Source organism: Antarctobacter sp. (assembly GCF_965277915.1).
Taxonomy (GTDB): domain Bacteria; phylum Pseudomonadota; class Alphaproteobacteria; order Rhodobacterales; family Rhodobacteraceae; genus Antarctobacter.
The window spans coordinates 2,631,887-2,644,914 of record NZ_OZ255849.1 but is presented as its reverse complement, the minus strand read 5'-3'; the positions used below and the strand labels follow the sequence as shown (position 1 = coordinate 2,644,914).

Genomic DNA, 13,028 nt, shown 5'->3' with positions numbered 1-13,028 from the left:
GTTGTCTCGCCTGCGGCCTCTGGCCTCCGGCTCGGGGCAGGGGGCGCTGCCCCCGTCGCGCGCGGCGCGACTCCCCCGGAGGTATTTTCAGGCCCAAAGAAGGCCGGGGCGCGCAGGGAGCAGATATGGAGGTCAATCGGCGACACCGGCGCGTTCTGCGGCGCTTTTCAACAGTTCGAGGGCTTCGGGGCTTTGGGCAAAGACGGTCTGTGCCTCCGTGTAGATTGCGCCGGCGCGGTCGGTTTCCCCAATGACACCCAGCGAAGAGATCAACCGTGCCCAATCCTCGACCGGGCCGCCCTCTTCGGCGAGGCGGCTGGAGAGCTGGCTCACCATGCCTCGGATCATCTGCTGGCGTTCCTCCGGCGTCATGTCCCGGGCGGCGTCGATGTCGGCGGCGCTGGGCCCGCGGGGCGTGGCGGCGGCGAGCTGCGGCATCTGGAAGTTCTGGACGCCGGCCATGAAGGCGAGGTCCTCGATCTGGTCACTGATCGGCTGCACCCAGGGGTCCTGCGCGCTGCTTTCGCGCAGCAGCTTGTTCCACATGCGGAAGCCGACGTCGGGGCGCCCCACCTGGGCCATCATCAACCCGCCGTAATAGCGCGCCACACCATTGTCGGGATCGCGCGAGAGGGCCTGTTCCAGCACTGCCTGTGCCTCGGGCGAGACGTAACCGCCGGCGGCCAGGATCATCATGTCCGCGAGATCGGTGAAGTCCTTGGCGGTGGCCGCGTCGCCCTTGAGCCGGATGATCTGGCTCTGCGCCTTGTAGGCGGCCGAGAAATTCCCCAGCGCCGCTTCGGAGCGGGTCAGCAGCACATGGCCCTGGATGTCGTCCGGGCGCGCCTCTACCGCCTGGCGCAGCCGTTCGACCAGCGCCAGGTATTGCGGCGTGGCGTCGGGCGCGGCCTGGGGGGGAATGCGCGCCTCCATCGTGGCCTGCGAGGGGCGGCTTTTCAGCGCCTCCTCGGCCCGGGCCAGCCGCGCCTTGAGCGGCACGTCGCCATACCCCGCCGCGCCGATCTGGGCGTAGAGACCGAAGGCCCCGCCCACAACGACCAGAGCGATGACCGCCGCCAAGGCAAATCCCAGCGCTCGGGGTTGCTCGGCCCGGTCGCCGCGCGCCTGCATCTTGGCGTCCGCTGCCAAAAGCCGGCGCGAGATCTCGACCCGCAGGCGTTCTGCTTCTTCCGCGGGGATCTTGCCGCGGGCCGCGTCCGCCTCGATCTCTTTCAACTGGTCGCGATAGACCTCAAGGTCATAGGCCTCTGCCGGGCCCGTGGCGCGCCGGCCGCGCAAGAGGGCCAGATTCAGGGCGCCGGCGCAAAGCAGGGCCAAGGCGGCGGTCACAATCCAGAATACGGTCATCGGCCTCCCTTTCTGTTATCCCACTTAAGGCGCTGCGGGGCCGGAAAAAAGGGCAAAAGCCCGTGATGGTGCGCCATGTCGCAATCGGATGCTATTGCGACGGTTACATCCGTTGAATCCATGTCGTTCCGGTAAAATGCTGCTGAACGGACGTGCCGGATTCGAGCCCATGAAACGTTATTCTGCCTTTGCCATTGCCAGAGAAGCCCTTTCCGGCCACAAGAACTGGGAACGCGCCTGGCGCAACGCCCAGCCCAAGCGCCGCTACGACGTGGTCATCGTCGGCGCCGGCGGGCACGGTCTGGCAACGGCCTACTACCTTGGCAAGAACTTTGGCATCACCAATGTCGCGGTGATCGAGAAGGGCTGGCTGGGCGGCGGCAACACCGGGCGCAACACCACGATCATCCGGTCGAACTACCTTCAGGATCCCTCTGCCGCGATCTACGAAAAGGCGCGCGCGCTCTATGAGACGCTCAGCCAGGACCTGAACTACAACGTCATGTTCAGCCCCCGCGGCGTCATGATGCTGGCCCAGACCGAGCACGAGGTGCGCGGCTACCAGCGCACCGCTCATGCCAATGCGCTGCAGGGTGTCGAAACGCGGTTCATCACGCCCCGCGAGGTCAAGGAGATCGTGCCGATCATCAACCTCGACGGACCGCGCTACCCCGTGCTGGGCGCGCTCTGGCAGGAGCGGGCGGGAACCGCGCGGCATGACGCCGTGGCCTGGGGCTATGCCCGTGCCTGTTCCGCGATGGGCATGGACATCATCCAGAAATGCGAGGTCATCGGCGTGCGCCAGGAGGGCGGGCGCGTGACCGGCGTGCAGACCACAAAGGGCGACATTTCGTGTGAGAAACTGGGCATCGTGGTGGCCGGACATTCCGGGGATCTTGCCGCCATGGCGGGCTTCCGGCTGCCGCTGGAATCGGTGCCGCTGCAGGCGCTGGTGTCAGAGCCGATCAAGCCGATCATGGATTGCGTCGTCATGGCCAATACAGTGCACGGCTACATGAGCCAATCCGACAAGGGAGAGATGGTGATCGGCGGGGGCACCGACGGGTACAACGCCTATACCCAGCGTGGCAGCTTTCACCACATCGAGGAAACCGTGCGCGCCCTGATCGAAACCTTCCCTATGGTCTCGCGGCTCAAGATGCTGCGGCAATGGGGCGGGATCGTGGATGTGACGGGTGACCGGTCCCCAATCCTGTCGAAAACCCCGCTGGAGGGCTGTTTCATCAACGCCGGCTGGGGCACGGGCGGCTTCAAGGCGATCCCCGGCTCTGGCTGGGGCTTTGCGGAACTGATGGCCAGGGGCCACTCGCCGCTCTGCGAGGAGTTCTCCATGTGGCGTTTCGGCGAGGGGAAATTCATCGACGAATCCGTGGCGGCAGGGGTGGCGCATTGATGCGCGTGCTACCGCTCATGTCTGAAACCGCGCGGAACCCCGTGGGGGGGCAGGTCGTTCTTTGGTCAGATCGTAGAAACGAGATGACAATCAAGGAGGCTTCGCCATGTCCGACGCCACGCATAATAACACGACAACCACAACCACGACCCGTGACCGGGGCGGGAACAGCGCGCTGGCGTTCATCGTCGGCATCCTTGTCGTCGTCGTGGCCCTTCTGGGTTATGTCGTCTTCTCGGGCGGTGTCCCAACGGCCTCGGGTGACGACGGCGCAGATCTCAACATCACCGTGCAAAGCGAAGATGGCGCAGCGCCCGCGGCCGACCCGAAAGGGGGCGGCGACAACTGATCCGTCCATCAGGACCCTAATTTTTCCGGGGGCCGAGGCGCGTCTGCGCTTCGGCCCCTTTGCCTGTTCAGGCATCACATCCCCCAACGACTCTATGCTGCAAGAGGAGACCGGACATTGCTAACTTTCCAATGCCCCTATTGCGGCGTCCAGGCCGATGAAACCGAATTGCACGCGGGCGGCGAGGCGCATCTGACGCGGCACGGTCCCGGGTCCTCGGACGAGGACTTCGAGGGCTACCTTTTCATGCGCGAAAACCCCAGGGGCGTGCATTTCGAACGCTGGCGCCACGTCAACGGCTGCGGCAAGTGGTTCCACGCCGCACGCTGCACCATGACGCTGGAGGTCTTCGGCACCTATCCCGCCCAGACCACGGAACCGCCGAAGAGGATCCTCGACGCGATCACCTCCAAACGCCCCGGCTGGACGTGGAGAGAGCTGTCCTGATGTTTCTTCTCTCTGAAAATACTCACTTTCCAACGGCCAATACAGTGTGGAGGCCTGAGACATGAGCACCCGTCTCGCCACAGGCGGCCGCCTGATCGATCGCAGCAGCGACATTTGTTTCACATTCAACGGCAAGACCTTCCGCGGCCACGAGGGCGATACGTTGGCCTCGGCGCTCTTGGCCAATGACCAGGTGCTGGTGGGCCGCAGCTTCAAGTATCACCGCCCGCGCGGTGTCGTCGCCTCGGGCGCCGAGGAACCCAACGCGCTGGTGAACCTGGGACGGGACAACACCCACGAACCCAACCAGCGCGCCACCACGACGGAACTGTTCAACGGGTTGCAGGCCACCTCGCAGAACCACTGGCCCTCGCTCGACTACGATATCGGCGCGCTGAACGGGCTGTTCGGCCGTTTCCTGACGGCGGGCTTCTACTACAAGATGTTCATCCACCCGCGGCCCTTCTGGAAGCATCTGTACGAACCCTTCATCCGCCAGTCGGCAGGGTTGGGCCGTGCGCCGGATCCGGAAACCCGCGACCCCGACACCTACGAACACTTCCATGCGTTCGTCGACGTGGTGGTGGTCGGCGGCGGCGTGGCGGGGCTTCAGGCGGCCAAGGCGGCGGCGGACACAGGCGCCAGGGTGCTGGTCATGGAGCAGACGGCCCATTGGGGCGGCCGCGCGCCAGTGGATGGTGGGTCTATCGACGGCATGGCCCCCGGGGACTGGATAAAGAAAACCGTCGAAGTCCTTGATGGAATGGAGAATGTCACCCTGCGCACCCGTTGCATGGGGGCGGGCGTCTATGACCACGGGTACCTGCTGGGCTACGAGCGTCTGACCGATCACGCGCCTTTCATGAACGGCCCGCGTCACCGCCTGTGGCGCGTCCGCGCGAAACAGATCATTACCGCCACCGGCGCCATCGAGCGGCCCCTCAGCTTTGCGGGCAACGACATTCCCGGGGTCATGCTGGCCTCGGCGGTGCGCGACTACCTGGTGAATTTCGGCGTCGCCGCAGGCCAGAAGACCGTCGTCGTGACCAACAACGACGATGCCTATCGCACCGCCATCGCCTTGAAACAGGCGGGGCTGGAGGTGCCGGCGGTGATCGACGCCCGCCAGATGGGCGGCGGTGCGCTGATGGAAGAGGCCAGGGCCCTGGGCATCCGCGTCGAAACCGGACGGGCCATCGCCAAGGTCAAGGGCGGCAAACGTGTCACCGGCGTGGCGGTCTGCTCGATGGCGGGTGGCGGCGCCATGCTGTCGGAAATCAAGTGCGATGCCGTGGCCATGTCCGGCGGCTGTTCGCCGGTGGTGCACCTCTGGTCCCATTGTGGGGGCAAGCTGACCTGGGACGAGGAACGCGCCTTTTTCCGTCCCGATCCCGAGCGCGCACCGACCAGCCATGACGGTCGGCCCTTTGTCACCGTGGCGGGCAGTGCCAATGGCGAAATGCACCTCAGGGATGTTCTGGAAGATTCTGACAAGGCAGGAAAAAACTCCAGCAAGGCCGCCGGTCGAAAACCCCGCCGCTTTGCCCCGCCCAAGGGCGAGAGCGCAGAGGAGACGCCGCTGCGTCCCGTCTGGCTGATGCCGGAAAACGCCTGGGACGACCTGCGCATGAAGTCCTGGCTGGACTACCAGAACGACGTCAAGGTCTCGGACGTGCAACTGGCCGCCCGCGAGGGCTATGAGAGCGTCGAGCACACCAAGCGCTATACCACGCTGGGCATGGCGACGGATCAGGGGAAACTCAGCAACATCAATGGACTGGCGACCCTTGCTGCATCTCTGGGTGAAGAGATCCCGCAGGTGGGCACCACCACCTTCCGCCCGCCTTATACGCCGATCAGCATGGGGGCGATTGCCGGTGAGGCGCGGGGCGAGATATTTCAGCCGATCCGCAAGACGCCGATGCACGACTGGCACGAGAAACACGGCGCCGCTTGGGAACCCGTCGGGCACTGGCGCCGTCCCTACTGCTATCCGCAAAGAGGTGAGGACAAGCACCAGGCGGTGCACCGCGAGGTGCTGGCCACCCGCGACAGCCTTGGCCTGCTGGACGCCTCGACCCTTGGCAAGATCATCGTCAAGGGGCCGGATGCCGGTCGCTTCCTCGACATGCTCTACACCAACATGATGAGCACCCTGAAACCGGGCCGCTGCCGCTACGGGTTGATGTGTACGGAAAACGGTTTCCTGACCGATGACGGCGTGGTGGCGCGGATCGACGAGGATACCTTCCTTTGCCACACCACCACCGGCGGCGCCGAGCGCATCCATGCCCATATGGAGGAATGGCTGCAGACCGAATGGTGGGACTGGAAGGTCTATACCACCAACGTGACCGAGCAATTCGCCCAGCTTGCCGTGGTCGGCCCAAATGCGCGCAAGCTGCTGGAAAAGCTGGGCGGCATGGATGTCAGCAAGGACACGCTGCCCTTCATGGCCTGGGCAGATGGCACGCTGGCCGGGTTCCCGGTGCGTGTCTACCGGATCTCCTTCTCGGGCGAACTCAGCTACGAGATCGCCGTGCCCGCGAACCTCGGCCGCGCCTTCTGGGACCGTGTCGTCGAGGCCGGGCAGGAATGGAACATCACGCCTTATGGCACCGAGGCGCTGCACGTCATGCGGGCCGAGAAGGGGTTCATCATGATCGGGGACGAGACCGACGGCACGGTGATCCCGCAGGACCTTGGCCTGCACTGGGCGATCTCGAAGAAGAAAGAGGACTACCTGGGCAAACGCGCGCAGGAGCGCAGCCACATGGCCGATCCGCACCGCTGGAAGCTGGTGGGGCTGGAAACCGTCGATGGCTCGGTCCTGCCCGATGGCGCCTATGCCGTGGCGCCGGGCAGGAACGCCAACGGCCAGCGCAACACGCAGGGCCGGGTGACCTCGACCTACCATTCGCCGGCGCTGGGCAAGGGGATCGCGATGGGCCTTGTCCACAATGGCCCCGACCGTATGGGAGAGATCATTCCCTTCGTCAGGGACGATGGCGAAACCGTGGTCGAGGCGAAGATTGTCAGCCCCGTTTTCTTTGACCCCGAAGGAGAGAAGCAGAATGTCTGACCCGGTTCTGCCGCTCGGCGGCGCACAATACGAGGGGCTGGTGGACGTCCGCGAGACCGGGCCGCAGGGCATGATCGCCCTGCGCGGCGACCTGGCGGACGAGCTTCTGCAAGAGGCCGTGACACAGTTGACCGGGCTGCCCATGCCCGGTGTGCGCGGTGCGCAGGTCATGGGCGAAAGCGGGGTGCTCTGGATGTCGCCGGATGAACTGCTGGTGCTGGTGCCTTACCGGCAGGCACCGCGCGCCTGCGCGCAATTGGCCGAGGCCCTGCAGGGGCAACATGCGCTGGTCGAGAATGTCTCTGACATGCGGGCCATGTTCCGGCTGCGTGGCACACAGCTGCGCGACGTGCTGGCAAAGCTGGCTCCTGTGGACTTTGCCCGTGACGCCATGCCGGCGGGCGAGTTGCGCCGCACCCGGTTCGCCCAGGTGGCGGCGGGCGTCTGGCTGGTGGACGATACCACGGCGCAGGTCTTCTGCTTCCGCTCGGTTGCGGACTACATGTTCAACCTGCTCTGCACCGCCGCCGATCCCGACGCATTCGTAGGCTTTCACGCCGGGTGACCGGGCAGGGCGGTTGCCTTGGCGGGCGGCTCTGCCGATAGTGGCAGGGCTCACCCCCGAAACGGAGCCGCCATGCGCCGCCTCATCCTGTCCGCTCTTGTCCTGGCCGCCTTCTCCGGAGGCGCAGCGGCGGAAAAGACGGCTTATCATTGCCGCATCGACGGCACGTCCGAACGCCAGTGGATCCAGCCGGTGATCTTCATTGCGCTGGACAGGGCGATCGACCGGGTGGTCGTCTCTGACGCCTCGATCCTCGTGTTCAACGACGGCGTTCCGGTCGAGGGACGGCTGGTCAGGGACAACCGCTCACGGGTGACCGTCTCGTGGGAGCTGGAGGTGCGCTCCTCCGGAAACCGCCGGGTGCTGCTGGATTATCGCGCGACCTTCCTCAAGGCCAGCGGAAGGATCAACGTGACGGCGCAAACCCGTGGCAAGGATAGACTTTTCAACAGGGCGGGGAATTGCTTGCCGACAAAACTTTCGCCTTGAAGTCACCTTTGGGCGACGAGGCAGGGTTGACCTTCGGCGGGAAGGGGGACACCTATTGGGGCAATGAACCGCCACATCACGAAGGGGTGAACCATGTCTTTCGAACTTCCCGATCTTCCCTATGCGCACGACGCTCTGGCCAGCCAGGGCATGAGCCAGGAGACGCTGGAATACCACCACGACATCCACCACAAGGCCTATGTCGACAACGGCAACAAGCTGATCGCCGGCACCGAGTGGGAAGGCAAGAGCCTCGAAGAGATCGTCAAGGGCACCTATGACGCGGGCGCGGTGGCACAGTCCGGCATCTTCAACAATGCCTCGCAGCACTGGAACCACATGCAGTTCTGGGAAATGATGGGCCCCGGCCCGAACGCCATGCCGTCCGAGCTTGAAGCCGCGATCAAGGACAGCTTCGGCACCGTCGACGAATTCAAGTCGCAGTTCTCCGCCGCAGGTGCGGGCCAGTTCGGCTCGGGCTGGTGCTGGCTGGTCAAGGACACCGACGGCGGCCTGAAGGTCACCAAGACCGAGAACGGCGTGAACCCGCTGTGCTTTGGTCAGACCGCGCTGCTGGGCTGCGACGTGTGGGAGCACTCCTACTACATCGACTTCCGCAACAAGCGCCCGGCCTACCTGACCAACTTCCTCGACAACTTGGTCAACTGGGAAAACGTGGCCTCGCGCATGTGAACCGGATCGCGGGGCGCCGCGTCCCGCTGATCGGAAAAGACGCCCTCGCAGGTTGCTGCGGGGGCGTTTTTCGTTTGGTGGCCGGGGCATTCGCACGATTCCCAAACGCGTCACGAGATCCTATGATGCGAGCATCCTTGTCATGGGCGCGCGGAAATGTGCGGGCCTTCAGCCGCATTTCGGAAAGGTCTGTCCAACCATGCGTACACCCGGGGCTGGCGTGGCTCATCCGCAGCGCAATCCGGCATCGTCCGGTCGGACAGGGGGCGCAGGATGTTGCGCAATCTGATCGTTCGGGCGAACCAGACCCAGCAATTTCTGTGGCGCACCCATCCGGATGGGCGACGGCAGGTGTCCAGGCGGGTCTGGGTTCTGATCTTTGTCACGCCGGTGCTGTTCCTGGCGGCGGCGGCACTGCTGGCCTACGACAGCCTCAGCTTCACCTCGCGCGCGGACCGCACGATAGGCGAAGTCGTGCGTGTCTACGAGTGGGAGGACTGGACCCCCTGGGCGGGCAACCAAACGGTCTATGGCCCCGTCTTCCGCTATGAATTCCGCGAGGGCGAGATGACCGAGGCCAGCCTGGGACAATCCTCCGCCAACTGGGGGTTCGAGATCGGATCGCGGCACCAGATCCTGTTCAATCCCGATACCAAGGGCAATGTGAAACTGCCCGTGTTCGAACATCTCTGGGCGCTGCCTCTGACAATTCTCTGTATCGGGCTGATTACGCTCGTCCCGGCGCTTTTCGGGGCCTGTCGGGTGCGGCGCTGGCTGCGCGGCGGGGCAGGCGGCTGAGGCAGGGCGCGCCGTCACCGGGGCGTCGGCTTGCAGTGGCCTGCGCGGCTCTGTAGGGCAGGGGCACTGACCGGAGACCATCATGCCCCCCCAGACCCAAGGCATCCTCCTGATGATCGGCGCATGTTCGATCTGGGGGCTCTCGCCGATCTACTACAAGCTGCTCTTGCACGTCCCGCCGCTGGAACTCCTGGCGCATCGCACCTTCTGGTCGCTGGTGGTCTTTGCCGGGTTGCTGGCGGTGCAGGGACGCCTGCGTGAGCTGCGCGGGGCGGTCGGGCGGCCAAGGGCCGCGCTGATCACCGCCATCGCGGCGCTGATGATCACCGCCAACTGGTTCCTCTTCATTTTTTCGGTGCAGATCGGGCAGGTGCGCGAGACCTCGCTGGGCTATTACACCTTCCCGCTGGTCGCCGTTCTTCTGGGCGTGATCGTTCTGCGCGAAAGGCTGTCGGCGCTGCAATGGGTTGCCGTGGGACTGGCCACCCTGGCGGTGGCGCAGCTGACCTGGGGACTGGGCGCCGCGCCCTGGATCGCGCTGATCCTGGCCACGACCTTTGGCATCTACGGCATTGTGAAGAAACGGCTTTCCGTCGGTCCCGTCGTCTCTGTCACCGGCGAGGTTCTGCTGCTGGCGCCTTTTGCCCTGGGCTGGTTGGCGGTGCTGGAATTGCAGGACAAGGCCATTTTTGGCGATGACCTGTACACCTCGGGCCTGCTGGTCTTTTCCGGCCTGTTGACGGCGCTGCCTCTGGTGCTCTTCTCGGCCGCCGCGCAGCGCGTCAACATGACCACGCTGGGGGTGCTGCAATACCTTAACCCGACGCTGCAATTCCTCTGTGCCGTGGTCATCTTCAAAGAGCCGCTGACCCCGTTCCACCTCGTCGCCTTTGGCCTGATCTGGACCGCGCTGGCGATCTACTCGGCCTCGGGCTTTGTTCAGGACAGGGCGCGCCGCAAGAGCGTCATGACCTCCTCGGCCGAACCGCCGCTCTGAACGAATTCCAGCAGCGTGGGATCGGCAAACCCGGTGTCCACGACATGTTGCATCAACGCCTTCAGCGGCGCCCAGTAGCCGGCCACGTCCAGCAGGATGATGGGCTTGGCATGCAGTCCCAGCTGGCGCCAGGTCAACACCTCGAAGAACTCGTCCAGCGACCCGGCGCCGCCGGGCATGACCACCACCGCGTCGGCATTCATCAGCATGACCTTCTTGCGCTCGTGCATGGTCTCGGTGACGACGAAACTGGTGAGATCGGTCTTGCCGACCTCCAGTTGCATCAGGTGGGTTGGGATCACGCCGAAGGTCTCTCCGCCGGCGGCCTGCGTGGCGCGCGCGATCAGCCCCATCAGTCCCACGTCGCCCGCGCCGTAGACCAGACGCCAGCCTTCCCGCGCCAGCGCCTCTCCCAACGCGGTGGCCTCGTCCGCATAGTCGGGATTTCCCCCCTTGCGGGAGCCGCAGTAGACGCAGATGGACATTGTGGGCATTTCAGGCTCCAAGGCTTGCAGAAAAAACGACTTTTGACGCTTCGTAGCCTGTGGTTTATAAACGCTCAACCGTCCTGTGGCTCCGCTGAGGGACCGAGGCCGCAGGCGCTGACATTCGGAAGGCTGCCATGAGCAAGATCGCACTCTACTTGGCCCTCGCAAGCGCCGGCACCGCCGGAGCCATCTCTGTCATGGTCGCCACCGGCATGATCGACCCGCCCTGGGGCGGCATTCCCGATGGGCCGGCACCCGATCCCGTGGTCGCCGCGCCGGATGCGCCGCCGGTTCCCAGTTTCGATGGACCCGACACGCCGCTCGCCGCCTCGACCGTTGCCAGGCCCGCCGCAGATCCGGTGAAAAGCGACGATCCGGTGCCCGCGCCCACGGCCTCGGTGGACAAGCCCGATCCCGCCACCCGTCCGGTCGAGACCGTGGATGGCCCGGATCCGGCAGACCCGGCGGAGGCGACCGATCCTGTCACGCCGCCGCTGGAGACCGCCGATGCCCCAGCCCCCGCAGAGGCGCCGGACGCACCGGCCCCGACCCCGGCGGAAGGAGCAGAGGCCGCGGCGCCGGGTGTTTCGATCGCCGCCGTCGACCCCGATGGGCCAGAGCCGGACCAGACCGTGCCCGGCCCGGCCCCGGGCGATGCCCCCGACGAAACCACTGCCGCAGCCGCCCCGTTGGCAGAGGCTCCCGATCCGGACAGGCCCGAAGCCGAGGGGCCCGACCCCGAGGCACCGGAGGTGGCAGGCGCGCTCTTGCCGCTCTTCGATCCCGACGCGGCCCCGGTGCAGGAACTGTTGCTGGACGGGGACGAGGCGGTGATCCGCCCCAGCTTCGACGTTGTGCGCGCCGAAACCGACGGTTTCTCGTTGATCGCGGGCGGCGGAGAGCCGGGTGCCCTGCTCGAGGTGATCGTGAACGGCGAACCGGTCGAAGAACTCAAGATCGGCGGCGACGGCAAATTCACCACCTTCCTCAACCTGCCGCCGGACGAAGGCGCGGTCATCACCCTGCGCCAGACCGCCAAGGAACGCGTCGTCCTGTCCGAGGGCGAGGTCATCGTCGCGCCGCGCCAGGTGGCCGCCGCCGACCTGACACCGGAACGCCAGCCGAAAACGCCCGCGGCGACAGGCCCGATCCTTGAACGGGAACCGGATGCGGATGCACCGGCGGGTGATGTGCCGCGGGCCACCGCAGACCCCGATGCCGGCTCCGTAGATCCGGAGGGCGTGCCGCCCGCGAGGAACGATCAACTGGCCCGCGTCGATCCGCAGCCCGAGGTTGGCACCGGCCCCGAACCGCTGGGCGCGCCAAAGTGGAACGGCGCCCCCCAGCGCGGCCCGCTGCCTGGGACCGACCCGGAGCCTGCCATCGCCGGCGCCCCGCCGCGTCCCGGCGGCCTGCCGGGCTCGCAGGCGCCGGTGGACAGCCAGGACCCGACCGTTCCAAGCGCCCGTGTGCGCGACCCGGCCAGCCCGGAAGGCGCGGCGCCTGTCGCCGGGACCGCCGTGCCGCGTAGCGGGGACGACCCGGCGATCACCGCGCGGGCCGAACCGGACGCGGGCGACGCGCCCCCGACTGCGCCGCCGCCCGCCGTCCTGCTGTCTTCGCCGCGCGGGATCGAGGCGCTGTCGACCGCGCCGATCGCACCGGGCGACGTGGCGCTCGACTCGATCAGCTATGACGACGAGGGCGACGTCTTGCTCTCGGGCCGGGGCAAGACGGCGTCCTTTGTGCGGATCTACCTGGACAACACCCCGGTCACCACCTCGCGCATCCGCGAGGATGGCCGCTGGCGGGTGCAACTGCCGCAGGTCGACCAGGGCACCTACGTCCTGCGCGTCGACCAGATCAACGAGCGCGGCCAGGTCATCGCCCGCGTCGAAAGCCCCTTCCTGCGCGAAAGCACCACGGTGCTGGAAGGGGTGGTCTCGAAGGGGACCGGCCCGGTGCGCAGCGTGACGATCCAACCGGGCAACACGCTCTGGGGCATCTCGCGCCAGCGCTACGGCGACGGGATGCAGTACGTCCGCATCTACGAGGCCAACCGCGATCGCATCCGCGATCCCGACCTGATCTATCCCGGCCAGATCTTCGACCTGCCGCAGACGGTGACCGACTGACGAAAATGCAATGCCGCGCGCGTGACGGGGCGGGCAGGGGGCGCTGCCCCCTCGGCCTGCGGCCTTCACCCCCGGAGTATTTTCCGAGAGAAGAAACAGAACGTCGCGATCCTGTTCCGGGTCGGGCAGTTCGGCGGGGGGAACTGGGGGGCCGCACGAGACACCGCAAGCGTGGGCACCGCTTGCAGAACCGGGCGCCGCGG

The 13,028-nt window shown here is 66.1% G+C and carries 12 protein-coding genes; 10 read left to right on the top strand and 2 right to left on the bottom strand.

The genetic code is table 11. The features are described 5' to 3' along the window. Nucleotides 1-132: 132 nt before the first annotated feature. Nucleotides 133-1,368 carry a c-type cytochrome biogenesis protein CcmI gene (gene ccmI, locus ACQY5B_RS13680; RefSeq protein ID WP_420324854.1) on the bottom strand — a complete coding sequence of 412 codons (1,236 nt, stop codon included), beginning with the start codon at nucleotides 1,366-1,368 and terminating at the stop codon, nucleotides 133-135. A 169-nt stretch (nucleotides 1,369-1,537) separates the two neighbouring features. Here ccmI and ACQY5B_RS13675 point away from each other — a divergent pair, with 169 nt between their 5' ends. The 9 genes from ACQY5B_RS13675 to rarD all read left to right on the top strand — a co-directional run bounded on the left by ACQY5B_RS13675 (nucleotide 1,538) and on the right by rarD (nucleotide 10,202). Then, nucleotides 1,538-2,782, top strand: coding sequence for a sarcosine oxidase subunit beta family protein (locus tag ACQY5B_RS13675; protein WP_420324855.1), 1,245 nt, complete (start codon nucleotides 1,538-1,540; stop codon nucleotides 2,780-2,782). A 106-nt stretch (nucleotides 2,783-2,888) separates the two neighbouring features. After that, nucleotides 2,889-3,131 carry a hypothetical protein gene (locus tag ACQY5B_RS13670; protein WP_305970599.1) on the top strand — a complete coding sequence of 81 codons (243 nt, stop codon included), beginning with the start codon at nucleotides 2,889-2,891 and terminating at the stop codon, nucleotides 3,129-3,131. 117 nt (nucleotides 3,132-3,248) lie between these two features. Continuing rightward, complete coding sequence (locus ACQY5B_RS13665) at nucleotides 3,249-3,578, top strand: sarcosine oxidase subunit delta (RefSeq protein WP_420324856.1); 330 nt, start codon at nucleotides 3,249-3,251, stop codon at nucleotides 3,576-3,578. A gap of 61 nt (nucleotides 3,579-3,639) precedes the next feature. Continuing rightward, entirely contained in the window at nucleotides 3,640-6,660 is a 3,021-nt protein-coding gene (locus ACQY5B_RS13660; protein ID WP_420324857.1) for a sarcosine oxidase subunit alpha family protein, read from the top strand. Then, nucleotides 6,653-7,225 carry a sarcosine oxidase subunit gamma gene (locus ACQY5B_RS13655; RefSeq protein WP_420324858.1) on the top strand — a complete coding sequence of 191 codons (573 nt, stop codon included), beginning with the start codon at nucleotides 6,653-6,655 and terminating at the stop codon, nucleotides 7,223-7,225. Before ACQY5B_RS13660 ends, ACQY5B_RS13655 begins: the two co-directional genes overlap by 8 nt. Nucleotides 7,226-7,297: 72 nt before the next feature. Further along, on the top strand, nucleotides 7,298-7,714 hold the full coding sequence (locus ACQY5B_RS13650; RefSeq protein ID WP_420324859.1) for a hypothetical protein: 417 nt from the start codon (nucleotides 7,298-7,300) through the stop codon (nucleotides 7,712-7,714). A gap of 93 nt (nucleotides 7,715-7,807) precedes the next feature. Next, on the top strand, nucleotides 7,808-8,407 hold the full coding sequence (locus ACQY5B_RS13645) for a superoxide dismutase (protein ID WP_305970594.1): 600 nt from the start codon (nucleotides 7,808-7,810) through the stop codon (nucleotides 8,405-8,407). 273 nt (nucleotides 8,408-8,680) lie between these two features. Continuing rightward, entirely contained in the window at nucleotides 8,681-9,205 is a 525-nt protein-coding gene (locus ACQY5B_RS13640) for a DUF3592 domain-containing protein (protein WP_420324860.1), read from the top strand. Nucleotides 9,206-9,287: 82 nt separating this feature from the next. Further along, nucleotides 9,288-10,202: an EamA family transporter RarD gene (rarD, locus tag ACQY5B_RS13635; protein ID WP_420324861.1), complete on the top strand. Its 915-nt coding sequence runs from the start codon at nucleotides 9,288-9,290 to the stop codon at nucleotides 10,200-10,202. Here the strand turns inward: rarD and ACQY5B_RS13630 are convergent. After that, a complete protein-coding gene (locus tag ACQY5B_RS13630) occupies nucleotides 10,145-10,696 on the bottom strand; it encodes an LOG family protein (protein ID WP_420324862.1) in 552 nt (183 codons plus the stop codon). The genes rarD and ACQY5B_RS13630 overlap by 58 nt on opposite strands. A gap of 128 nt (nucleotides 10,697-10,824) precedes the next feature. On the opposite strand from ACQY5B_RS13630, the gene ACQY5B_RS13625 reads away from it, so the two are divergent. Beyond that, on the top strand, nucleotides 10,825-12,825 hold the full coding sequence (locus ACQY5B_RS13625) for a LysM peptidoglycan-binding domain-containing protein (RefSeq protein WP_420324863.1): 2,001 nt from the start codon (nucleotides 10,825-10,827) through the stop codon (nucleotides 12,823-12,825). Nucleotides 12,826-13,028: the final 203 nt, after the last annotated feature.